The following is a 23,626-nucleotide window of genomic DNA, read 5'->3' as shown; positions in this document are numbered from 1 at the left end:
CTGAGCAGGCCCTACGGGGCTGAACCGGGCCCGCGCGTCAGCGGGCGCGGATCAGCCCCGTCTGCATGCCCGCGGCGATCGCGGAGGTGCGGCTGTCGACGCGCAGTTTCTCGTAGATGTGCACCAGGTGCGTCTTGACCGTGGCCTCGCTGATGAACAGGCGCTTGGAGATCTGGCGGTTCGGCAGGCCCTCGGCCAGCAGCTCCAGGATCTCCAGCTCGCGCGGGGAGAGCACCGGCCGGCCCGGCCGGGAGCGGCCCAGCAGCCGCGCCGCGACCGGCGGGGCGAGCACCGTGTCACCCTTGGCGGCGGAACGGATCGCCGACGCCAGCTCCTCGGGCGGGGCGTCCTTGAGCAGGTAGCCCGTGGCCCCGGCCTCGACGGCGGAGAGGATGTCCGCGTCCGTGCTGTAGGTGGTGAGGATCAGTACCGCCGGGGGATCGGGCAGTGCGGTGATCCGCCGGGTGGCCTCGACGCCGTTCATGCCGGCGCCCATCTGGAGATCCATCAGCACCACGTCGGGGCGGGGCCGGCCGTCGGCCGCGAACTGCTCCAGCAGCCGCAGCGCCTCGGCGCCGTCCGCGGCCTCGCCCACGGGCTCCAGCTCGGGCAGCTCCTCCAGCAGGGCCCGCAGGCCACGCCGGACGACCGGGTGGTCGTCGACCAGGACGACGGTGATCACGAGGCGTGCTCCACGGGCTGGGAGAGGTCGGGCGGGGAGGGATCCGGGTGGGCCGGATTCGCCTGGACGGGATTCGCCTGGGCGGGATCGGGACGCCCGGGCCGGGACGGGTCGGTGGCCGCGGGCGGGCGGGCCGGGGCGTCGAGGGGGATGGCGGCGGCGACCGCCGTGCCCTCGCCGGGGGCGGACTCGATCGTCAGCGTGCCGCCGAGCTCGGCCATCCGCTCGCGCATGCCGTGCAGGCCGAAGCGCGGGCGGGACGCCCGCCCCGGACCGGCGCCCCCGGCCGCTCCGATCGCCCCGACCGACTCGGGGCTGAAGCCGACGCCGTCGTCGAAGACGTCGAGGGTGACCTGGTCGTCCAGGTAGGCCAGGGTGACGGCGGCCCGCCCCGCACGGGCGTGGCGCTGCACGTTCGCCAGCGCCTCCTGCGTCAGCCGCAGCAGCGCCACCTCGGCCTCCACCGGCAGCGGGTAGGGCTCCCCGTCCAGGTGGAAGGCGACCTCCGGCACCGGGCCGCAGCCGGCGGTGACTCGGCGCAGCGCCTCCGGCAGGGTGGCGTCCTGGAGCGAGGGCGGCGTCAGCCCGGCGACGAAGCGGCGGGCCTCGGCGAGGTTCTCCGAGGCCGTGGCCCCGATCTCGCGGACCCGCCCGGCGGCGGTCTCCGCGCCCGGCGGCAGTGCCGACTCGGCGGAGCGGGCCAGCAGCACGATGGAGGAGAGCCCCTGGGCGAGGGTGTCGTGGATCTCGCGGGCGAGCCGGGCCCGTTCGGCCAGGCGACCGGCCTCGCGCTGGGACTCGGCCAGCTCGTCGCGGGTGCGGACCAGGTCGTCGATCAGGGTCTGCCGGCGGCGACTCTCCCGGTACAGCCCGGCGTAGCCGTACGCCGTCAGCACCGCGACGGCGGCGCCCGCGCACGGCCCTATCACCTTGGCGGCCGTCAGCCCGCCGGCGGTGGTGGACTGCGCCGCGATGACGACGCCGGTGAGCAGTGCGACCGCCGGCACCGACCAGCGCGGCGGCAGCAGGTGCAGGTAGAGGAAGTAGAGCGGGAACGCCACGTAGCCGGCGCCGGGCGAAGTGGCGGCCAGGGCCACCCAGAGCACCGTGACCAGGGCGAGCCAGAGCAGGCCGTCGCGCCGGGGGGACTCCGGGCGGGCGAAGAACCCGCCGATGGCGTAGGTGGCCCCGAGCCCGGCGCCGAGCACCCAGGCCGTGGCCCCGCCGCCGATGCAGCCGAGGACCAGCAGCACGTAGAACATCGCGTGCAGGGCGACCCGCATGACCCGCAGCGCGGGCATCCGCGACGGGTCGTGCTGGGTGGAGAGCGTGCTGGTCACGCCATCGACCCTACGTCCCGGCGGGGAGGGCCGGTGTCCATCGGGCATCAACCTTTCGATTGATTCGGAACCCATCGTCTCCACGATGGCACGGCCCTTGTTTTCAAGGAGCGTGGAGGACGTCAGCTCGTCCGGCCTGCTTCGAGGAGTTCGCACCGTGTTCGTCGCCCTGCGTGACATCCGCTTCGCCAAGGGGCGCTTCGCCCTGATGGGCGCGGTCGTCACGCTCATCACCACCCTCGTGGTCTTCCTGTACGGCCTCACCGGCGGCCTCGCCTCCGCGGCCTCGTCCTCGATCGCCGAGCTGCCGACGCAGTCCGTCGTCTTCGGCGCACCCCAGGGCGCGGCGCCCGAGGTGTCCTTCAGCAACAGCGCGATCAGCCCGCAGCAGGAGCAGGCCTTCCGGTCCGCTCCCGGCATCGGCAAGGTCGAGCCGCTCGGGGTGGCCATGTCCCGGCTGACGGGCGCGGGCAGCGCCACCTCCGTCTCCGTCTTCGGCGCCCCGGCGGATCTGCTGCCGCCCCTGGTCTCCGGCACGGCTCCGCAGAACGGCCAGATCGCCGTCGGCCAGAAGGTCGCGGACGACAGCAGGATCAAGGTCGGCGACCAGGTCTCCGTCGGCGGACAGACGCTCACCGTCTCCGGGATCACGACGGACCGCTCCTACGCCCACGCGGCCAGCGTGTGGACCACCCCGGACACCTGGTCGCAGGCGACGGGCGCCAAGGAGCCCAACGCCCTGGCGGTGGACCCGGGTTCGGCGGACGTCGCCGCGCTGGACAAGGCGCAGAACACCGACACCGTCTCGCGTTCCGACGCCCTGGCCGGCATCGACGGCTACTCCGCGGAGCAGGGCAGCCTGCAGATGATCCAGGGCTTCCTCTTCGCGGTCAGCGCGCTGGTCGTCGGTGCCTTCTTCACCGTGTGGACGGTCCAGCGAAAGCCCGACATCGCGGTGCTCAAGGCCGTGGGCGCGTCCAGCGCCTACCTGGTCCGCGACGCCCTGGCCCAGGCGCTGGCGATGCTCGTGGTCGGGGCGCTGTCCGGCGCGGCGATCGGCTTCCTGGGCGGTGCGCTGCTGGGCGGCACGGGGCTGCCCTTCACCCTCGGCGCCGCGACCATCGCCGTCCCCGTCGTCGTCATGGTCCTGCTGGGCCTCGCCGGCGCGGCCCTCGCGGTCCGCCGCATCACCTCCGTCGACCCGCTGACCGCGCTGGGAGCCAACCGATGAGTCTCGTCCTGTCCGATGTCGTCCTGACCTACCCCGACGGCGACCGCCGTCTGACCGCTCTCGACCGTGTTTCCCTGGAGGTCGCGCCCGGCGAGTTCACCGCGGTCGTCGGGCCCTCCGGCTCCGGCAAGTCCAGTCTGCTGGCGGTCGCGGCCACGCTGCAGACCCCTGACTCCGGCCGCGTCCTGGTCGGCGGTCAGGACGCCGGGGCGCTGAACGACAAGCAGCGCACCGCGCTGCGGCGGGACCGCATCGGCATCGTCTTCCAGCAGTCCAACCTGCTTGCTTCGCTCACCGCGCTGGAGCAGCTGCAGGCCGTCGCCCACCTGCGCGGCGAGAACCCGCGCACGGCCGCCCCCCGCGCACAGTCGCTGCTCGCCTCCGTCGGCCTCACCGACGGCAAGCAGCACCGCCGCCCGCACCAGCTCTCCGGCGGCGAACGCCAGCGCGTCAACATAGCCCGAGCCCTCTTCGCCGAGCCTTCGGTGCTGCTGGTGGACGAGCCCACCTCCGCGCTGGACCACGAGCGCGGCGAGCAGATCGTGGGCCTGCTGGCCGGGATCACCCGCGAGCACGGCACGGCAACGGTGATGGTGACCCACGACAAGGCGCAACTCAGCGCGGCGGACCGGGTCCTGGAGATGGTGGACGGGCGCCTGAGCTGACCCGCTAGGGTTTCCTCCATGATCGCAAGGGGGAACGATCAGGTGGCGGAGGAGCGGCCGGAGATCGGCGCTTTCCGGATCGACCGCCGGATCGGCAGCGGGGGGATGGGCGTCGTCTACCTGGCCGAGTCCCCGACGGGGCGCCGGGTGGCGTTGAAGGTGGTGCGTCCGGAGTACGCCGCCGACGAGGCGTTCCGGGCTCGTTTCGCCCGCGAGGTCGCGGCGGCCCGGGCCGTGAGCGGCGCCTTCACGGCCTCCGTCGTCGATGCCGACGCCGAGGCGGAGACGCCGTGGTTGGCCACGGAGTTCATCGACGCGCCCACTCTGGCCGAGGTGGTGAAGCGGGATGGGCCGCTGAGGGCCGATCAGCTGTGGTCGCTGGCCTACGGTCTGGCCGAGGCACTGCGTGACATCCACCGCGTCGGGGTGGTCCATCGCGACCTCAAGCCGAGCAATGTGCTGATGGCCCCGGACGGTCCCAAGGTGATCGACTTCGGCATCTCCCGGGGCATGCAGAGCAGTCATCTCACGACCACCGGAAAGATGATCGGGACGCCTCCGTACATGGCCCCGGAGCAGTTCCAGGCCCCGGGCACGGCGGGCCCCGCCGCCGACGTGTTCGCCCTCGGGGCTGTCCTCGCCTTCGCGGGGACGGGCGTCGGCCCCTTCGACTCGGATTCGCCGTACGTCGTCGCCTACAAGGTCGTGCACCGCGAGCCGGATCTCGACGCCCTGCCGCAGTCGGTCCGCGATCTCGCCGCCCTGTGCCTCGCCAAGGACCCGGCCCGGCGGCCCGACGCGGGGCGGATCCTCGCCGTCCTGGGCTCGCCCGAGCCGCGGGGCGACCTGACGGTGCCGGCCCAGCAGCCTTGGAGGCGTCGGCCGAGCCGCCGTCAGTGGCTCGGTGCCGGGGTCGCCGTGGCGTTGCTCGCCGCCGCCGCGACCGGGGGTGTCCTGATGCTGGACCGCCCCTCGGCCCGGTCGGCCGCTCAGGGCGCGGGCCCTACCGGGGGCGCGAAGGGCGGCGCGAGCGGGCCTTTCGTCGAGCCGACGCCCGGCGCGGGGCGGCTGGGCTGGGCGCGGTGGGAGACGCCGATCCCCGGCGGCTCGGCCGGCAGCGAGAGTCGCACGATGACCTGTGTCGCCGTGCCTGAGGACGGCGTCATCTGTCATGCCGAGGGGCAGGTGCTCCGGCTCGATGCGCGCACCGGTCGCCTGCTCTGGGTGAAGACGGTGCCACGGCCCCTGGACCCGGGGCGTGGGGATGACATCGCCGTCGCGGGTGACGTCGTGGTGACGGTCTCGCTCTCCTCGGTCGGGGTGGTCGAGGAGATGACGGGGTTGGACGCGCTGTCGGGATCGGTGCGATGGCATCGCACCGTGCACACCCCGGCCCTGGACCTGTTCCAGGTGGAGGGTGGCCCGGCAGGCCTGCCGGTCGTGGTCGTGGACACCAGGGCGGTGCGCGGGGTGGATCCCCGCACGGGGCGGGAGCGGTGGGAGGTCCCCGCCGCCGGGATCGCGGCCAACCCGGTGGCCGTGACGGACACGACGGTCGTCGCCCTCCAGTTCGACCCGCAGCGGAACGTCGGCGGATCGGAGGGCATCGACCGCGCGACCGGGCGGATCGTGTGGCGCTCGCAGCACTACCTTCGGGCGGCGCAGGATCTCCTGGTGGACGCCTCGCACCCGAGCGAGATGTTCGTGTCCGGCCTGGGTTCCGACGGCGTGACGGTCGGTGGCACTCTGCTGGACGTGGGCACCGGGCGGACCACGGCGGTGAGCTTCGCGGAGCACGTCCGCGGGCCCATGGCGGTCGGGGACGGCATGGTGGTGGCGGCCCGCGACGACGGCGTGCTGGTCGCGTTCCGGGAGGACACCGGCCGGGTGGCGTGGCGGCAGCGCCTGCCCGGTGGGGCGTCGAGCGTGCTGGCGTTCGTGGGCGGCCCCTTCTGCGGTGTGCTCGTGGACAGCCGCGTCTACTGCGTCGACGCGGCCACGGGCCGTCTCCTGTGGGTCGGCGCGGCGCGGCAGGCCGCCGACCTGGGCGTCGGCGGTGACCCGCTGCAGATCGCTCCGGCCCGGGTGGGCTCCCTGTGGGTCGCAGGAACGCTGCGGGGCACCGTCGTCGCGCTGGCGCCTCCCTCGGATTAGGCAAGCATCGCCTAACTTTGCAGGTCAGCGCGCTGGTAAGGCAGTCCTGCCTTGCTGGAAATGATGCGATGAGAGCGTTAGTTTCCTACGCGTGACGACGATGACGATGAGCGCCCAGGACATAGCCGAGACCGCCGAGGCCTACAAGCACGACCACCGCGACGTGACCGGCGGCTGGCTGCGTCCGGCGGTGTTCGGGGCGATGGACGGACTGGTGTCCAACTTCGCGCTCATGTCCGGCGTCGTCGGCGGCAGTGCCGGTCACAACGTGATCGTGCTGACCGGCCTGGCCGGTCTGGCGGCCGGTGCGTTCTCGATGGCGGCCGGGGAGTACACCTCGGTGGCGTCGCAGGGCGAGATGGTCCAGGCCGAGCTGGCGCTCGAGCGCCGGGAGCTGGAGCGCAACCCGCAGGAGGAGCTGGCCGAGCTGGCGCAGCTCTACATCGAGCGCGGCGTCGAGCCGACGCTGGCGTTCGAGGTCGCCCGGCAGCTCTCCGCGGACCCGGAGCGGGCCCTGGAGGTGCACGCCCGCGAGGAGATGGGCATCGACCCGCACGACCTGCCCTCCCCGATCGTGGCGGCGGTCTCCTCCTTCACGGCGTTCGCGCTCGGCGCGCTGCTGCCCCTGCTGCCGTACCTGCTGGGCGCGACCTCGCTGGTGCCCGCCCTGGTGATCTCCGTGGTCGGCCTGTTCGCCGCCGGCGCGGTCGTCAGCAAGGTGACGGCCCGCAGCTGGTGGTTCTCGGGCCTGCGCCAGCTGGTCCTGGGCGGCGCCGCCGCGGGCGTCACCTACGTCCTCGGTGGCCTGATCGGCGGGCACATCGGCTAGTGCCGTGGCCGGGTCAGGATCAGGGGCCGACGTCGTCGCGGACGCGCAGGTGAATTGACCGTCCAGTGCGTTCCGACGATTGCCGTCCTTGAATACGGAGGCGTGGCGTCCGTTCTGCTGATGGTTCTCAAGGGATTGAGGGACCAGTGGCACGAACTCCGTAAGCCGCCCAAGGATTGAGCCGCGGTCGGCCCTGGCCCCCACCCGCGGGAACGGTGCGCGCAGGGAGGAATCCAAAGCCAGAAGCCGGTTTCCAGGTGGTGTTACTCACACAGTGCAATCGCATGAACCCCCTGTTTCGCGAGTGCAGCGATCGGGCAGACTTGCGAGGACGTCCGAATACCCCTGACCCTGGGATGAGTCGGACGGCACCCCACGGGATGTCCCCATCACGGCCTTCACCCAAGGCCGCACGCAGCTGGCTCGTCCACATGATGGACTGAAAAATCCACTGAGTGGAATCTCGGGCATCATGTAACCTGCACGACACGCAATCGCAAAGGGCCAGCGTCGTCCCGGATGCGCATGTGAATTGACTCCATGCCGATCTCGACGACGGGAGAGCCAATGCTGCCTGCGTCTGCGTACAACGCCCCGCGGCCCTATGCCGCCCTGGCGGACGCACGCCCCGCCAAGCAGGGCCTGTACGACCCCAGCAACGAACACGACGCCTGTGGCGTCGGCTTCGTCGCCTCGCTCAGCGGAATCGCCGAGCACCGCATCATTGAGCAGGCGCTCACCGTTCTGCGCAACCTGGAGCACCGCGGAGCCACCGGCTCCGAACCGGACTCGGGTGACGGTGCCGGCATTCTGACTCAGATCCCGCACGCCTTCCTGCGGGCCAAGGCCACCGAGGCCGGCTTCGAGCTGCCCTCCCAGGGTGGCTACGCCGTCGGCATCGCGTTCCTGCCGGACGAGGACGCCGCCGACGCGGCTGCCGTCTCGTCCATCGAGACGATCGCCGCCGAGGAGGGCCTGACGGTCCTCGGCTGGCGCGACGTCCCGGTCACGCCCGACCTGCTGGGCGCCACCGCGCGCTCGGTCATGCCGCGTTTCCGTCAGCTCTTCGTCACCGACGCCGAGGGGCAGAAGAACGAGCTCGAGCTCGACCGGATCGCCTTCGTCGTGCGCAAGCGCGCCGAGCGGGAGGCCGGGGTCTACTTCCCCTCCCTCTCCTCGCGCACGATCGTCTACAAGGGCATGCTCACCACCGGGCAGCTGGAGCCGTTCTTCCCGGACCTCTCGGACCGGGCCTTCGCCTCCGCGCTCTGCCTCGTGCACAGCCGCTTCAGCACCAACACCTTCCCGAGCTGGCCGCTGGCGCACCCCTACCGCTTCGTCGCCCACAACGGTGAGATCAACACCGTCAAGGGCAACCGCAACTGGATGACGGCCCGCGAGTCCCAGCTCGCGACCGACCTCATCCCGGGCGACCTGAACCGGATCTTCCCGATCTGCACCCCGGACCACTCCGACACCGCCTCCTTCGACGAGGTGCTGGAGCTGCTCCACCTGGGTGGCCGCACGCTGCCGCACGCGGTGCTGATGATGATCCCGGAGGCGTGGGAGAACCACGCCACCATGGACCCGGCCCGCCGCGCCTTCTACCAGTTCCACTCGAACCTGATCGAGCCCTGGGACGGCCCGGCCTGCGTCACCTTCTCCGACGGCACCCAGATCGGCGCCGTGCTCGACCGCAACGGCCTGCGCCCGGCCCGCTACTGGGTCACCGCCGACGGCCTGGTCGTGCTCGCCTCCGAGGTCGGCGTCCTGGACATCCCGCAGGACCAGGTGGTCCGCAAGGGCCGGCTGCAGCCGGGCAAGATGTTCCTGGTGGACACCGCCGAGGGCCGCATCGTCGACGACGAGGAGATCAAGTCCGCGCTGGCCGCCGAGAACCCCTACGCGGAGTGGCTGCACGCCGGCTCGATCAAGCTGGACGCGCTGCCGGAGCGCGAGCACATCGCGCACACCCACGCCTCGGTGACCCGCCGTCAGCAGACCTTCGGTTACACCGAGGAGGAGCTGCGCGTCATCCTGGCGCCGATGGCCAAGACCGGCGGCGAGGCGCTGGGCTCGATGGGCACCGACTCGCCGATCGCCGCGCTGAGCTCCAAGCCGCGTCTGCTCTTCGACTACTTCACGCAGCTGTTCGCGCAGGTCACCAACCCGCCGCTGGACGCCATCCGCGAGGAGCTGGTCACCTCCCTCGGCTCCAACCTGGGCCCCGAGGGCAACCTGCTGGACGCCGAGGCCGCCTCCTGCCGTTCCGTCGTCGTGCCGTTCCCGGTCATCGACAACGACGACCTGGCCAAGCTGATCCACATCAACGCGGACGGCGACCTGCCGGGCCTGAAGGCGGTCACGCTCTCCGGCCTCTACAAGGTCTCCGGCGGCGGCGCGGCGCTCGCCACCCGCCTCGCGGAGATAGCGGCCGAGGCCGACGCGGCGATCGCCGACGGCGCCCGCCTGATCGTGCTCTCCGACCGCCACTCGGACGCCGAGCACGCGCCGATCCCCTCGCTGCTGCTCACCTCCGCGGTGCACCACCACCTGATCCGCACCAAGCAGCGCACCCACGTCGGCCTGATCGTCGAGGCCGGTGACGTGCGCGAGGTGCACCACGTCGCGCTGCTGATCGGCTACGGCGCCGGCGCGGTCAACCCCTACCTGGCCATGGAGTCCGTCGAGGACCTGGTCGCGCAGGGCACCTTCATCTCCGGCATCGAGCCGGAGAAGGCGATCCGCAACCTGATCAAGGCGCTGGGCAAGGGCGTGCTGAAGGTGATGTCCAAGATGGGCATCTCCACCGTCGCCTCCTACCGCGGCGCCCAGGTCTTCGAGGCCATCGGCCTCAGCCAGGAGCTGGTGGACGGCTACTTCGCCGGCACCACCACCAAGCTCGGCGGCATCACCCTGGAGGAGATCGCCAAGGAGACCGGCGCCCGTCACGCCCAGGCCTACCCGGCCTCCGGCATCTCCCCGGCGCACCGCCGCCTGGAGATCGGCGGCGAGTACCAGTGGCGCCGCGAGGGCGAGCCGCACCTGTTCGACCCGGAGACCGTCTTCCGGCTCCAGCACGCGACCCGCACCAAGCGCTACGACATCTTCAAGCAGTACACCTCGCGCGTGAACGAGCAGTCCGAGCGCCTCATGACGCTGCGCGGGCTCTTCAAGTTCAAGCCGGGTGCCGAGCGCGGGCCGATCCCGATCGAGGAGGTCGAGTCGGTCAGCGAGATCGTCAAGCGCTTCTCGACCGGCGCGATGTCCTACGGCTCGATCTCGCTGGAGGCCCACGAGACGCTCGCCATCGCCATGAACCAGATCGGTGGCAAGTCCAACACCGGTGAGGGCGGCGAGGACCCGGAGCGCCTGTACGACCCGGCGCGCCGCTCGGCGATCAAGCAGGTCGCCTCCGGCCGCTTCGGTGTCACCAGCGAGTACCTGGTCAACGCGGACGACATCCAGATCAAGATGGCCCAGGGCGCCAAGCCCGGTGAGGGCGGTCAGCTGCCCGGTCACAAGGTCTACCCGTGGGTGGCCAAGACCCGGCACAGCACCCCCGGTGTCGGTCTGATCTCCCCGCCGCCGCACCACGACATCTACTCCATCGAGGACCTCGCCCAGCTCATCCACGACCTGAAGAACGCCAACCCGGTCGCCCGCGTCCACGTGAAGCTGGTCTCCGAGGTCGGCGTCGGCACGGTCGCGGCGGGCGTCAGCAAGGCCCACGCGGACGTCGTGCTGGTCTCCGGCCACGACGGCGGAACGGGCGCCAGCCCGCTCACCTCGCTCAAGCACGCCGGTGGCCCCTGGGAGCTCGGCCTCGCCGAGACCCAGCAGACGCTGCTGCTCAACGGCCTGCGCGACCGTATCGTCGTGCAGACCGACGGACAGCTGAAGACCGGCCGCGACGTGGTCATCGCCGCGCTGCTGGGCGCCGAGGAGTTCGGTTTCGCGACCGCGCCGCTCGTCGTCTCCGGCTGCATCATGATGCGCGTCTGCCACCTGGACACCTGCCCGGTCGGCGTCGCGACGCAGAACCCGGTGCTGCGCGAGCGCTTCTCCGGCAAGCCGGAGTTCGTGGTGAACTTCTTCGAGTTCATCGCGGAGGAGGTCCGCGAGATCCTCGCCGAGCTGGGCTTCCGCACCATCGAGGAGGCCGTCGGCCACGCCGAGTTCATCGACGCGACCGAGGCGATCGACCACTGGAAGGCCAGCGGCCTGGACATCGCGCCGCTGCTGCACGTCCCGGACACCGGTTCGTCCCTGCACCAGACCACGGTGCAGGACCACGGCCTGGACAAGGCGCTCGACAACCAGCTCATCGCGCTGGCCGAGGACGCCCTGGAGCGCGGCGACGCCGTCCGGATCCAGTTGCCGGTCCGCAACGTCAACCGCACCGTCGGCACCATGCTCGGCTACGAGGTGACGAAGCGTTACCGCGGCGAGGGCCTGCCCGAGGGCACCATCGACATCACCCTGACCGGCTCCGCCGGCCAGTCGCTGGGCGCCTTCGTGCCGCGTGGCATCACCATCCGCCTCGAGGGCGACGCCAACGACTACGTCGGCAAGGGCCTCTCCGGCGGTGTCGTGATCGTCCGTCCGTCCCGCGACGCCTCCGCGATCGGCGCCGACGCGCAGAACCACGTGATCGCCGGCAACACCGTCGGCTACGGCGCCACCAAGGGCCGGATCCACCTGCGTGGCAAGGCCGGTGAGCGTTTCGCCGTCCGCAACTCCGGTGCCACCCTCGTCGTCGAGGGCGTGGGCGACCACGGCATGGAGTACATGACCGGCGGCCGCGTCGTCATCCTCGGCGAGACGGGCCGCAACCTCGCGGCCGGTATGTCCGGCGGTATCGGCTACGTCCTCGACCTGCGTCCGGCCAACGTCAACGGCGGCCAGGTCGGGATCGAGGCGCCCGACCGAGATGACCGCGAGTGGCTGCGCGAGACCGTTCAGCAGCACTACGAGGAGACCGGCTCCACGGTGGCCGCCGAGCTCCTGGCCGACTGGGGCAGCGGCGTCTCCCGCTTCTCCAAGATCATGCCCACCGACTACAAGGCCGTGCTCGCCGCCAAGGACGCCGCCGAGCGAGACGGACTCTCCGAGTCCGAGACCACCCGGAAGATGATGGAGGCGGCAAATGGCTGACCCGAAGGGCTTCCTCACCACCCCCAAGCAGCTCGCCGAGCGCCGCCCGGTCGCCGAGCGCGTCCGGGACTGGAACGAGGTCTACGTCGAGCGCTCGCTGCTGCCCATCATCAGCAAGCAGGCGGGCCGCTGCATGGACTGCGGCATCCCGTTCTGCCACAACGGCTGCCCGCTCGGGAACCTCATCCCCGAGTGGAACGACCTGGCCTTCCGCGACGACTGGAAGGGCGCCAGCGAGCGCCTGCACGCGACCAACAACTTCCCGGAGTTCACCGGTCGCCTCTGCCCGGCCCCGTGCGAGTCGGCGTGCGTCCTGGGCATCAACCAGGACGCGGTGACCATCAAGAACGTCGAGGTCACCATCATCGACAAGGCCTGGGACAACGGCAGCGTCACGCCGCAGATCCCGGACCGCCTCTCCGGCAAGACCGTCGCCGTCATCGGCTCCGGCCCCTCGGGCCTGGCCGCCGCCCAGCAGCTCACCCGTGCCGGGCACACGGTCGTGGTGTACGAGCGCGCCGACCGCATCGGCGGCCTGCTGCGCTACGGCATCCCCGAGTTCAAGATGGAGAAGCGCCACGTCAACCGCCGCGTCGAGCAGATGCGCGCGGAGGGCACCCGGTTCCGCACCGGTGTCGAGGTGGGTGTCGACATCACCGGCCGTCAGCTGCGCGAGCGGTTCGACGCGGTGGTCGTCGCCGCCGGCGCGACCACGGCCCGCGACCTGAACGCGCCCGGCCGCGAGCTCAAGGGCATCTACCAGGCCATGGAGTACCTGCCGCTGGCCAACAAGGTCCAGGAGGGTGACTACGTCGACTCCCCGATCAGCGCCGCCGGCAAGCACGTGGTCGTCATCGGCGGTGGCGACACCGGCGCCGACTGCGTCGGCACCGCGCACCGTCAGGGTGCGGCCTCGGTCACGCAGCTGGAGATCATGCCGCAGCCGAGCGAGGACCGCCCGACCGGGCAGCCCTGGCCGACCATGCCGATGGTCTACAAGGTCACCTCGGCCCACGAGGAGGGCGGTGAGCGGGTCTACTCCGTCAACACCACCCACTTCACCGGGGACGAGGATGGCAACGTCCAGCAGCTGCACCTGGTTGAGGTAGTGTTCAGCGAGGGCCGCTTCGAGCCGGTCCCCGGCACCGAGCGGGCCATCCCGGCCCAGCTGGTCACCCTGGCCATGGGCTTCACGGGCACCGACGTGAAGAACGGCCTGGTCGAGCAGCTCGGTGTGGACCTGGACGCGCGAGGCAACGTCGCCCGCGACGGCCGCTTCGCCACCAACGTCGACGGCGTCTTCGTGGCCGGTGACGCCGGCCGTGGCCAGTCGCTGATCGTCTGGGCCATCGCCGAAGGCCGCAGTGCGGCCAAGGCGGTCGACTCCTACCTCTCGGGCCGCGCCTCCACGCTGCCCGCCCCGATCCGCCCGACGGACCGCCCGCTCACCGTGTGACGCAGCTGGTCTGACGAGCAAGAACGTCCGCGTGGCCTGCAACGGCGCCGGATCGCACGCGGCGAACCAAGAAAGCGGCACCCGCCCCCTGTCCCCGACCAAGTTCGGGGGGCTGGTGCCGTCGTTCGTTCCCGGCTGTCCCTGCGGGGCCCTAGCCCTGCGGGAACTCCGGGGCGCCGTTGAGGACGTTGAGCACGCTCCGTCCGGCCAGGGCGTCGCCCAGGTGCACCTGCGTGCGGACCACCACGGCCGCCTCCGCGCACGAGGTGATCGGCTTGCCCGTCGCGACGTCCGTCGCGCCGACCACGACCACGTCCTTCGTCTCGTAGAGCAGCCCCGTCGGCTTCTCGTGCCCGCAGGTGTCGACGACCTGCAGCGTCAGCGTGCGGCCGTCCTGCGACACCGAGACCAGGCGTGCGCCCTGGTAGCCCGCGTTCTGGAGGTTCGCGATCGGCTGCTCCGGCAGTTCCTCGGGGTGGACCGCCGGGAAGACGAAGTCGCCCTGGTAACCGGCGATCGTGACGGCCCAGGCGGGCACGGTCGCCATCCCCTGGCTGGTGTTCTGCTGTTCCGTCGTGGCCTTGGCCGAGGTGACGGTGAGCTCCGTGGTCGGGCAGCCCGACTTGGGGCAGCGGCCCAGTGACTCGGTCCGCATCGCCTCCTGCGGGGTGAGACCCGGGAGGGTGCGCTGCGTGCCCGAGGCGAAGTGGATCGTCTGCTGGGCCGGGCCCATCGGCATCGGCACGGCGTAGCGGAACTTGGCGCCCTTGTAGGCGGCCTTGTCGGCCTCGGAGTGCCACGCGCCCGGTGCGAGGTGGACGCCGTCGTCCGCGGGCACGTACCCGGCCTCCCAGGTCTGTTGCACGGGCGAGCCGTCCCAGCCAGAGGCCAGCGTGCCCGCGCGCTGGGTGAAGGCGGCGGTGGCCTGCTTCGCGTCGGGCCCCGCGCTGCCGGAGGGCGACGTGGATGGTGCCGTGGTGCTCGCGCAGCCGGAGAGCGCGGCGAGCAGGAGAGCGGTGAGGGCGAGGGAACGTGCGGTGCGCATACCTCTGCGACGTACGGGCGCGCTAACCGGTTCCGCACACGCCGAAGGGCCGGACCCGGGCAGCGGGTCCGGCCCTCCGACGGGCTCGGTCGAGCGGAGTCACGACGTCACTCAGGACGCCGACGACTTCAGGACGCCAGCGCCTTGCGGCGGGAGCGGCGGGCGACGGCCCAGGAGGTGCCGAGGGCGGCCACGGCCGCGGCACCCAGGCTGATCGACAGCATTGTCGCGCTGTTGTCGGACGTGGAGGCGGCCGCCGGGGAGGCCTGGATCGCGGCGGGGGTGTCGCCGTCCTGGTGGTGCTTGATCGGGGTGACCGAGGCGACCGAACCGTTCGTGTTCAGCAGCACGCGGACGTTGTTCGGGTGACGGAAGTCGAAGGCGTAGCTCAGGTGACCGGCGGTGGCGTCGAAGGAGCCGTCACCGATCCGGCCGAGCTTCCAGTTGTCCTCGATGAAGCGCGTGATGGACGACTGGGTGGTGTAGGTGTGCGAGATGTGGTTGGTGCGCGCGTAGGGCGAGATCACCAGCAGCGGCTGACGCGGGCCGGAGCCGCAGCGGTCGGCGTAGCCCTTCTTCGCGGCCGGGCCGGCCTGGCAGGCCGGGGAGTCGGTGGTGACGCCACCGGAGGCCGCCGTGGTGTCCGTCGAGCCGTTGGTCGGCGCGTGGTAGACGTGGTCGTACCAGCCGTCGGAGTCGTCGTAGGCGACGACGACCGCGGTGGAGGACCACTCCGGGGAGGACTCCAGCGCGTTGATCTCCTTGACCAGGAAGTTCTGCTCGTCCAGCGGGTCCGAGTAGGCCGCGTGGCCGTCCTGGTACTCACCGGCCTTCAGGAAGCTGACGGCCGGGAGGTTGCCCGCGGCCAGCGCCGAGTCGAAGTCGGTCAGGTCGTACTGGTGGTTGGCCTGGCCCGCGTTGCCGATCTCCGCCTCGCTGGCCGGCGCCAGGTGGTGCGGGTTCGAGGTCGACTTGTAGTACTCGAACGGGTTGTGGTGCGCGCTGTAGTCCGCGACCGTGGCGCCGCCGATGTTGGTGTGCGTGGCGCCGCAGACCGCGTAGCCGCTGGTGCCGTTGTAGGGCGTGGTGGGGCGGAAGCCGCCCTGGAACCAACCCCAGGTGACGTGCTTGGTGTTGAGCAGGTCGCCGACGTTCTGGCCCTGCATCTCGGCCAGCGCGTTGGTGGAGGTGTGGTTGCTGTCGGCGCAGTCGTCGTAGGCCGGGTCCGGGTCGCCCACGACCGTGCCGACGCCCTGGGCGTTCGGCGAGTGCACCGTGTAGGAGTCCGGGGTGCCGGTCTGGGTCGGGTTCTCGGTGCTGCCGGTGCCGGTGACCGAGACGACGCCGTGGGTCTGGCCGGAGACCAGGCTGAGCGCGCCGGGGGTGGACGGGCCGTAGACGTCCGAGAAGGAGTTGTCGCTCAGCGTGTAGTGCTGGGCGTAGTTCCACATCGCGGTGACGGTGTTGCCGTCGTAGTAGTCCATGGCCAGGCCCGGGGCGCCGAACAGGCCGCCGGAGCAGGTGTCCTTGGAGGTGTACTGGACGAACTTGTCCATCTTGCCGCCGTCGGCGGCGTACTGCTCCGGCGTGTAGTTGTGGTTCTGGTCGCAGGTCTGGGCCTGCTTGCCGGAGAGGCGCTGCGGCGCGTACAGGTTCGGGTTGCTGGTCAGCAGACCCGAGTTGACCAGGTTGTTCGCGGTCTTCGGGGTGTTCTTCGCGGCCGTGAACGGCGTGCCGTCGGTGTTGGCGGCCTGCGGGTAGGTGCCGAAGTAGTGGTCGAAGGAGACGTTCTCCTGGAAGATCACCACCAGGTGCTTGATCGGCGTGGTGGTGTGCACGTGGCCCCGGCCGTTGCTGCCGCCGTGGTCCGCAGAGGCCGCCCAGGCCGGCGCGGTGCCCGCGGCGACCGTCAGTGCCGCCGCGCCTGCCAGTGCGGCCCAGCGCCGACCGCGGCGCGCGCCCGTCGTCCTGTCCGTGTTGCCGCTCATCCCGCATCCCCTCCGGTGACTCTTGGTCAAACGTCGCGTCCGCATCCTTCGCGGAGCGGCCGACGCGCCGGAGCCCGTCAGGTGACGTGCCAGTAAACGGCTGGAGAAGCCTGGTCTCTGCGCGCGTAGATCACGTGAGGAGGCCGCGCGCGAAACGGTCGTTCGTGTCCACCACACCGGGCAGGGCGAAGAAGTAGCCGCCGCCGAACGGACGGATGTAGTCGACCAGCGGCTCACCGGCCAGCCGCTTCTGCACGGTGGCGAACTGACGCTCCAGGTCCTGCTGGAACGCGCAGAAGACCAGACCCATGTCGAGGTTGCCGTTGGCGTCGGTGCCGCGGTCGTAGTTGAAGCCGCGGCGCAGCAGTCGCTGCTCGGCCGTCTGCGCGGTGCGCGGGTTGGCCAGGCGGATGTGCGAGTCCATCGGGATGACGTCGCCGGTCGGGTCCGCGCCGAAGTCCGGCGTGTCCGTCTCGGCCCGGCCGTCGAGCGGCGCGCCGGAGTCCTTGCGGCGGCCGAACATCCGTTCCTGCTCGGTGATGCCGACCCGGTCCCAGAACTCCACCAGCATCCGGATCAGCCGCACGGCCAGGTACGAGCCGTGAGTCGCCCAGGCGGGCTCGCCCTGCCCCGCGTCGACCCAGAGCAGACGCTCCATCAGGCGCGCGTCGGTCGTGTCGGGGTTGGCGGTGCCGTCGCGGAAGCCCATCAGGTTGCGCGGCGTGCCGACCGGGCGCGGCGGCGAGGCGAAGCCGTCGATGCGCCAACGCACCTGCATGGCGCCGCGAGTGTGCCGGGCGAGGTCGCGCAGCGCGTAGGCGAGCACGTCGGTGTCGTCGGCCTCCAGCTGCAGCAGCAGGTCGCCGTGGCAGACGGCCGGGTCCAGGTCGTCGTCCGGGAAGGCCGGCATGGTGCTCAGCCGCACGGGCTTCTGCGCGGCGAGCCCGAAGCGGTCGTCGAAGAGCGAGGCGCCGACTGCGAGCAGCGCGGTCAGCGCGCCGCCGGGCGGCACCGGCCCGAGCACGCCGGAGTCCGACGGCGGCGCGGTGATCCCCAGCGGCTCCGGCACACCGCCGGCGGTCAGCGCGCGCACGCGGTCGGTGAGCGTGGTGAACAGGTCGCCCAGCCCGGCGCGGTCGGCGGCGGTGACGTCGAAGGAGACGAACGCGGCGACCCGGCGCTTGGGGGTGAGGATCCCGGCCTGGTGCACGCCGTGGAACCCGCGGGCGGTCTCCGACGGGGAGGAGGCGGTCGCCGCACCCGTCAGGGTCACCGCGGCCCCGGTCGCCAAGGCGCCCGCCAGCACCGACCGTCGTGCAATGTCCCTCACTGCGCTCTCCGGTCGCACTCCGCCTCGGCTCACTGCGTCCTCCGTACATCCAGCACCGCCGCGATCGGCGCGAGCTGCTCCACCAGGTCCCCGAACGCCGCGTTCAGCTTCTCCCGCTGCTCCTGCGTCAGCGCGCCGAGCGGTACCGCGCCGTCCGCGGTCAGCTGCGCGCGGGCGGCCGCCATCGCCGTGTCGATCTGCGGCATCGGGACGCGCGAGCTCAGCAGCGGCCGGAGCAGCGTCAGCACCTCCGTCGTGCCGTCCAGATTCGCGCCCACCGTCGCCAGGTTGGAGCCGCTGCCGTAGTCGGTGCGGCCGCTGAGCTCGAACTCGATCGCGTTCTCGACGATCTCGTGCGCCCGCACGCCCAGCACGGCCGGGTCGAGCTGCACCTTCGGCCAGGACGCGGCCAGGCCCTGGACGTCGGAGAGCAGCTTGGCCGCGACCGACTCCAGGCCGGTGGTCGTGCCGCCGTGCCACAGCCCGTACTCGACCCCGTGGAAGCCGGTGTCGTGGTGGCGCGGGCCGTTGATCTCGTCGTCCACGTCGCCGAAGGCACCGTAGGCCGCGCCGAGGCGTTCGTAGGCGAGGTGGGCCGTCAGCCAGCGCTGCTTGGCACCCGCCAGGTCCCCGGAGGCGACGGCGCCGTGCAGCGCGGCCACGTCGGAGACCAGGCCGGGCAGTTGACTGGCGACCCACTTCTGGTACGCGAGCGCGACGGGGATCAGGTCCTGCTGCGTGACCGGGACGACCGCGGGGGTGCCGGCGCCGGAGCCGGTCACGCGGACGGTGGGGCCGGACACGGCGTCGGTGTCCGACTGCAGGCAGCGGAAGGCGTAGGAGCCGGCCGCGAGGCGCACCAGCAGCGGCCGGGAGCGGTTCGGGGCCAGGCCCTCGACCTCGCCCAGGACCGCGCCGGTCCCCGGCTCGACGAGCTGGACGTCGGCGGGGGAGATGCCGCGGTTGGTGACGTCGAAGACCTGGAGTCCGGAGCGTCCCGAGGTCCAGCCCTGACCGCAACCGCCGGGAGAGGTCCCGACGGAGGTGTGCGGGAGAACCGCGTAGCCGTCGTCCTGCGCCGCTTCGGCGCCCGGTGACTTCTGCGCGCCCCCCGCGAGCTGCCACACGGCCGCGCCGGTCAGCGCCAGTGCCGCGGCCGCTGCCAGCGCCGTCGTACGTCGTACCCGTTCCACGACCGGCAGCCTAGGCAGCGCCGACGTGCGTTCGACAGGGGGAGAGGCGTACGGCAAGGAAGTGTTCCCTCGCAGTTCACGTGCACGTAGGAGGGATGTACGTTTCGGAATCTTCAACGCGCCGTCGGACAAAAGACATCTGACGGACCGCCAGCGCCGTGAAGCTACCCTTCGGTAGCACCTAGGCTCGTTCCATGCGCCGAGCAAAAATCGTCTGTACGCTTGGCCCCGCCTCCGACAGCTTCGAGCAGATCAAAGCGCTCGTCGACGCCGGCATGGACGTGGCCCGCTTCAACCTCAGCCACGGCGGCTACGCCGAGCACGAGGACCGTTACCGCCGAGTCCGCAAGGCTGCGGACGAGACCGGCCGCAGCGTCGGCATCCTGGTCGACCTGCAGGGCCCCAAGATCCGTCTGGACACCTTCGCCGAGGGGCCCGTGCTCCTGGAGCGCGGGGACTCCTTCACCATCACCACCGCCGACGTCGAGGGCGACCGCAACCGCTGCGGGACGACGTACAAGGGCCTGTGCCACGACGTCACCCCCGGTGAGCGCATCCTCGTCGACGACGGCCGGGTGTCGCTCGAAGTCACCTCCGTCGAGGGCCAGGAGGTGCACTGCACCGTGGTCGAGGGCGGCATGGTCTCCGACCACAAGGGCCTCAACCTCCCCGGTGTGGCCGTCTCCGTCCCCGCGCTGAGCGACAAGGACGTCGCCGACCTGCGCTGGGGTCTCCGTATCGGCGCCGACCTGGTCGCCCTCTCCTTCGTCCGCAGCGCGGACGACATCAAGGACGTCCACCGCATCATGAGCGAGGAGGGGCGTTTCGTCCCGGTCATCGCCAAGGTGGAGAAGCCGCAGGCGGTCGAGAACCTCGAGGAGATCGTCGACGCCTTCGACGGCGTCATGGTCGCTCGCGGCGACCTCGGCGTCGAGATGCCGCTCGAGCAGGTGCCGCTGGTCCAGAAGCGCGCCATCAAGCTGTGCCGCCGCAACGCCAAGCCGGTCATCGTGGCGACGCAGATGCTCGACTCGATGATCAGTGCCTCCCGCCCGACCCGCGCCGAGGCCTCCGACGTCGCCAACGCCGTCCTGGACGGCGCCGACGCGGTGATGCTCTCCGGCGAGACCAGCGTCGGCAAGTTCCCGGTCGAGACGGTCGCGACGATGTCCCGCATCGTCTGCGCCGCCGAGGAGGAGGTCCTCGCGGCCGGGCTGCCGCCGCTGACGGCCACCCACAAGCCGCGCACCCAGGGTGGCGCGGTCGCCCGCGCCGCCGCCGAGATCGGCGACTTCCTGCACGCCAAGTACCTGGTCGCGTTCACCCAGTCCGGCGACACCGCGCGGCGGCTCTCGCGCTACCGGCCGCCGATCCCGGTGCTGGCCTTCACCTACGAGCCGGCCGTCCGCAGCCAGCTCGCGCTGACCTGGGGTGTGGAGACCTTCCTCGGCCCGTTCGTCGGCACCACCGACGAGATGATCGACCAGGTCGACGCGGCGCTGCTGGCCATCGGCCGCTGCGAGGTCGGTGACATCGTCGTGATCACCGCCGGCTCCCCGCCCGGTCTGGCCGGCTCGACCAACCTGGTCCGCGTCCACCACGTCGGCCAGGACGACCTGCCGCTGCCGACCAAGCGGTAACGCCCGGTCGGCACACGGGAGAAACGGGACGAGCCCGGCCGGAGCGTCACCGCTCCGGCCGGGCTCGGTCGTTCGCAGAGGTCAGTGGCCACCCTCGTCCACGACCTCGACGTCCTCGATGTTCCGCTCGATCTCGGCGGTCTTCAGCGAGGTGGCGATCGCCCAGTAGTAGATGCCGAGCGAGAGCCCGGCGACGATCGCGATGTCGACCCAGAGCGGGATGTTGCCGGTGCCGCCGAACTGGCCCTGCCAGGAGACCAGGCCGATGCCGATCAGGTAGACCGGCAGCCACTGGGCGGACTTCCAGTCCATCTTCGGGGCGTAGGGCTTGCCGGTGGCGTTGGCGTACCAGGCGTAGGAGCCCATCAGCAGGTAACCGAGCAGGATCGCGATGCCGAGGCGCCACAGGGTCTCCCAGCCGGACCAGTAGATGATCAGGCTGGCGATGACGAAGGAGACCGGCGAGACGACCTGGCCGAACGGCAGACGGTAGGGACGCTCACGGGCCGGCAGCTGCTTGCGCAGCGCGCCGTAGGCCAGCGGGGCGCCCGCGTACATCAGCACCGAGGCGGAGGTGATGAAGGAGACCAGCGCCTGCCAGCTGGGGAAGGGCAGGAAGCAGATGACGCCGACCACGAAGGACATGATCAGGCCGAACCACGGCACGCCCTGGCTCTCGGTCTTCTCGAACATCTTCGGGGCGTAGCCGTTGCGGCTGAGGCCGAAGGAGATGCGCGAGGTCGAGGTGGTGTAGATCAGGCCGGTGCCTGCGGGGGAGATGACCGCGTCCAGGTACAGGAACCAGGCCAGCCAGCCCAGGCCCACCAGCGAGGCCAGGCCCGCCCACGGGCCGGAGATGCCCTGGTAGGCCAGGTTGGCCCAGCCCTTGGCGAAGGTGGTGCCCGGCAGCGCGCCGATGTAGGCGACCTGCAGCAGGACGTAGATCGTGGCGCCGATGGCGACCGAGCCGAGGACGGCGCGGGGGATGTCCTTCTTGGGGTTCTTGCTCTCACCGGCCAGCTGGATCGCCTGCTCGAAGCCGAGCAGCGCGAAGATGATGCCCGAGGTGCTGATCGCGGCGAGGACGCCCTTGGCACCGAACGGCGCGAAGCCGTGCGAGGTGAAGTTGCCCGGGTGGAAGTGGGTCAGCGCCACGATGAAGATCGTCACCAGCGGAATGAAGATCTTCCACCAGGTCGCCGCGCTGTTGGTGTGCGCCAGCACCTTCACGCCAAGGAAGTTGACGGCCACGAAGACCGCCATGAGCACCGTTGCCACCAGGAAGCCGGAGGTCGTGAGGGTTCCGTTGGCGTGCTGGAACCCGGCGGCCCAGGACCAGTGACCGGCGTAGCCGATCATCGCCTCGACCTCGATCGGGGCCACCGTCGCGGCCTGGAGCCAGGAGAACCAACCGAACGACATGCCGGCCAGCCCGCCGAAGGCGTAGTGCGGGTACCGGGCGGTGCCGCCGGCGACCGGGAACATGCCACCGAGTTCGGCGTGGACCAGGGCGAGCAGCACGATCGCGATCGCGCCGACGATCCAGGAGATGGTTGCGGCCGGACCGGCCACGGTGACGGCGTTCTTGGCGCCGTAGAGCCAGCCGGATCCGATAATCGAACCGACTGACGCCCACATCAGGCCGATCAGGCCGACCTCACGACGCAGGGTCCTGCCCTTGACGGGAGTTGAGGGCAGTTGGGTGCTGGTGCTCATGCAGGGCCTCTCGAGGGTGGGGAGCTGTTGCTTGAGAGTTGCCCCACCGTAGGGCGGTTATTTATCCCATGCATAGACGCCGTTACTGAATAGATGCCTTCTGAGGCCATGAATACGCAGCTCAGAGAATCCTCAAGTCGCTGAGGCAAATTTGAGCATCGCTCAGGTCGGTGCGGATTATTCAGTGATCTACGCGGGTTGACCTATGAATCGGCGGAATCGGCACGGGGATGCATAGGATTCTTCGGCGGTCTGAATGTCGGCATGCAGAGGATCCCGGTGGGGGACGTAAGGGGCGAACCGGCGACCTGTCGCTTTCAGTGGCTGCCGGGGCCGTGTCCGCTCAGCGGAGCGTCTCAGAATGCGAGAAGGGCCCGCCGTGGCGGGCCCTGAGGTTGGGAGGTGCCGGGTGCGGGATTCGAACCCGCAAGCCTTTCGGCAGATGTGTTTGAGACATCCGTGTATGCCATTCCACCAACCCGGCCGGTGGTGCGCAGCAGAACCATACCGTGTGAGCCGCCGTCGACGCAGCTAGGTAGGCTTCTTCCCGTACGCCCCGGAGCTACGAGGAGCATCGTGACCGCCATCGACGAGTCGCAGGACCCGCACGTCCCGCCGACGACCACCCGCGTCGTCATCGCCGAGGACGAGGCACTGATCCGCCTCGACCTCAAGGAGATGCTCGAGGAGGAGGGGTACACCGTCGTCGGCGAGGCCGGGGACGGCGAGACCGCGGTGCGCCTCGCCCAGGAGCTCAAGCCCGACCTGGTCATCCTCGACGTGAAGATGCCCGTCCTGGACGGCCTCTCCGCCGCCGAGCAGATCCACGAGGCGCACATCGCGCCCACGCTGATGCTGACCGCCTTCTCCCAGCGCGAGCTGGTCGAGCGGGCGCGCGACGCCGGCGCGATGGCCTACATCGTCAAGCCGTTCAACAAGGGCGACCTCGTCCCGGCCATCGAGATGGCCGTCTCCCGCTACAGCGAGATGCGCGCGCTGGAGCTGGAGGTCGCCGACCTGAACCTGCGTCTGGAGACCCGCAAGCTGGTCGACCGCGCCAAGAGCGTGCTGCAGACCAAGTTCGGGCTCTCCGAGCCGGCCGCGTTCCGGTGGATCCAGAAGACCTCGATGGACCGACGGATGACCATGAAGGCCGTCGCCGAGGCCGTCATCGAAGAAGGCAAGTAGGAAGGGGTGCGG

The 23,626-nt window shown here is 71.0% G+C and carries 15 protein-coding genes and 1 tRNA gene; 8 read left to right on the top strand and 8 right to left on the bottom strand.

Translation table 11 applies throughout. The features are described 5' to 3' along the window. Positions 1–37: 37 nt before the first annotated feature. Positions 38–682 carry a response regulator transcription factor gene (locus BMY61_RS22715; protein ID WP_042453371.1) on the bottom strand — a complete coding sequence of 215 codons (645 nt, stop codon included), beginning with the start codon at positions 680–682 and terminating at the stop codon, positions 38–40. Beyond that, on the bottom strand, positions 679–2,022 hold the full coding sequence (locus BMY61_RS22710) for a sensor histidine kinase (protein ID WP_063773322.1): 1,344 nt from the start codon (positions 2,020–2,022) through the stop codon (positions 679–681). The genes BMY61_RS22715 and BMY61_RS22710 overlap by 4 nt, the downstream gene beginning before the upstream one ends. A gap of 157 nt (positions 2,023–2,179) precedes the next feature. On the opposite strand from BMY61_RS22710, the gene BMY61_RS22705 reads away from it, so the two are divergent. The 6 genes from BMY61_RS22705 (at position 2,180) to BMY61_RS22680 (ending at position 13,514) form a co-directional block, all read left to right on the top strand. Then, the gene (locus tag BMY61_RS22705; RefSeq protein ID WP_042453369.1) at positions 2,180–3,253 is read left to right on the top strand and encodes an ABC transporter permease; all 1,074 of its coding nucleotides are present in this window, start codon (positions 2,180–2,182) and stop codon (positions 3,251–3,253) included. Beyond that, entirely contained in the window at positions 3,250–3,918 is a 669-nt protein-coding gene (locus tag BMY61_RS22700; protein WP_042453367.1) for an ABC transporter ATP-binding protein, read from the top strand. Before BMY61_RS22705 ends, BMY61_RS22700 begins: the two co-directional genes overlap by 4 nt. 18 nt (positions 3,919–3,936) lie before the next feature. Beyond that, positions 3,937–6,072, top strand: coding sequence for a protein kinase domain-containing protein (locus BMY61_RS22695; RefSeq protein WP_082015312.1), 2,136 nt, complete (start codon positions 3,937–3,939; stop codon positions 6,070–6,072). 106 nt (positions 6,073–6,178) lie between these two features. Next, complete coding sequence (locus BMY61_RS22690; RefSeq protein WP_042453478.1) at positions 6,179–6,901, top strand: VIT1/CCC1 transporter family protein; 723 nt, start codon at positions 6,179–6,181, stop codon at positions 6,899–6,901. 642 nt (positions 6,902–7,543) lie between these two features. Next, positions 7,544–12,058 (top strand): glutamate synthase large subunit, encoded by a 4,515-nt coding sequence (gltB, locus tag BMY61_RS22685; RefSeq protein WP_042453476.1) that lies wholly within the window; start codon positions 7,544–7,546, stop codon positions 12,056–12,058. Beyond that, positions 12,051–13,514, top strand: a complete 1,464-nt coding sequence (locus tag BMY61_RS22680; protein WP_042453364.1) for a glutamate synthase subunit beta — start codon at positions 12,051–12,053, stop codon at positions 13,512–13,514. The genes gltB and BMY61_RS22680 overlap by 8 nt, the downstream gene beginning before the upstream one ends. A gap of 151 nt (positions 13,515–13,665) precedes the next feature. Here the strand turns inward: BMY61_RS22680 and BMY61_RS22675 are convergent, their stop codons facing one another. The 4 genes from BMY61_RS22675 to BMY61_RS22660 form a co-directional block, all read right to left on the bottom strand. Then, the gene (locus BMY61_RS22675; protein ID WP_042453362.1) at positions 13,666–14,559 is read right to left on the bottom strand and encodes a hypothetical protein; all 894 of its coding nucleotides are present in this window, start codon (positions 14,557–14,559) and stop codon (positions 13,666–13,668) included. 128 nt (positions 14,560–14,687) lie between these two features. After that, complete coding sequence (locus BMY61_RS22670) at positions 14,688–16,547, bottom strand: phospholipase C (protein ID WP_042453360.1); 1,860 nt, start codon at positions 16,545–16,547, stop codon at positions 14,688–14,690. Between the two features lie 130 nt (positions 16,548–16,677). Further along, positions 16,678–17,877, bottom strand: coding sequence for an iron uptake transporter deferrochelatase/peroxidase subunit (efeB, locus tag BMY61_RS22665; protein ID WP_052439057.1), 1,200 nt, complete (start codon positions 17,875–17,877; stop codon positions 16,678–16,680). 29 nt (positions 17,878–17,906) lie between these two features. Next, positions 17,907–19,070: an EfeM/EfeO family lipoprotein gene (locus BMY61_RS22660; RefSeq protein WP_143094476.1), complete on the bottom strand. Its 1,164-nt coding sequence runs from the start codon at positions 19,068–19,070 to the stop codon at positions 17,907–17,909. Between the two features lie 194 nt (positions 19,071–19,264). Here BMY61_RS22660 and pyk point away from each other — a divergent pair, with 194 nt between their 5' ends. Next, entirely contained in the window at positions 19,265–20,710 is a 1,446-nt protein-coding gene (pyk, locus tag BMY61_RS22655; protein WP_042453358.1) for a pyruvate kinase, read from the top strand. Positions 20,711–20,791: 81 nt separating this feature from the next. Here the strand turns inward: pyk and BMY61_RS22650 are convergent, their stop codons facing one another. Together BMY61_RS22650 and BMY61_RS22645 are read right to left on the bottom strand one after the other, a co-directional pair. Then, a complete protein-coding gene (locus BMY61_RS22650) occupies positions 20,792–22,426 on the bottom strand; it encodes an APC family permease (RefSeq protein ID WP_042453356.1) in 1,635 nt (544 codons plus the stop codon). Positions 22,427–22,829: 403 nt separating this feature from the next. Continuing rightward, positions 22,830–22,910, bottom strand: a tRNA-Leu gene (locus tag BMY61_RS22645). Positions 22,911–23,002: 92 nt separating this feature from the next. Here BMY61_RS22645 and BMY61_RS22640 point away from each other — a divergent pair. Next, entirely contained in the window at positions 23,003–23,614 is a 612-nt protein-coding gene (locus tag BMY61_RS22640) for an ANTAR domain-containing response regulator (protein WP_236656325.1), read from the top strand. Positions 23,615–23,626: the final 12 nt, after the last annotated feature.

Origin of the sequence: Streptacidiphilus jiangxiensis (assembly GCF_900109465.1) — a bacterium.
In the GTDB taxonomy this organism is placed as follows: Bacteria; Actinomycetota; Actinomycetes; order Streptomycetales; family Streptomycetaceae; genus Streptacidiphilus; species Streptacidiphilus jiangxiensis.
Note: the sequence above shows the minus strand (reverse complement) of the source record. Positions and strands in the feature narration are given on the sequence as shown.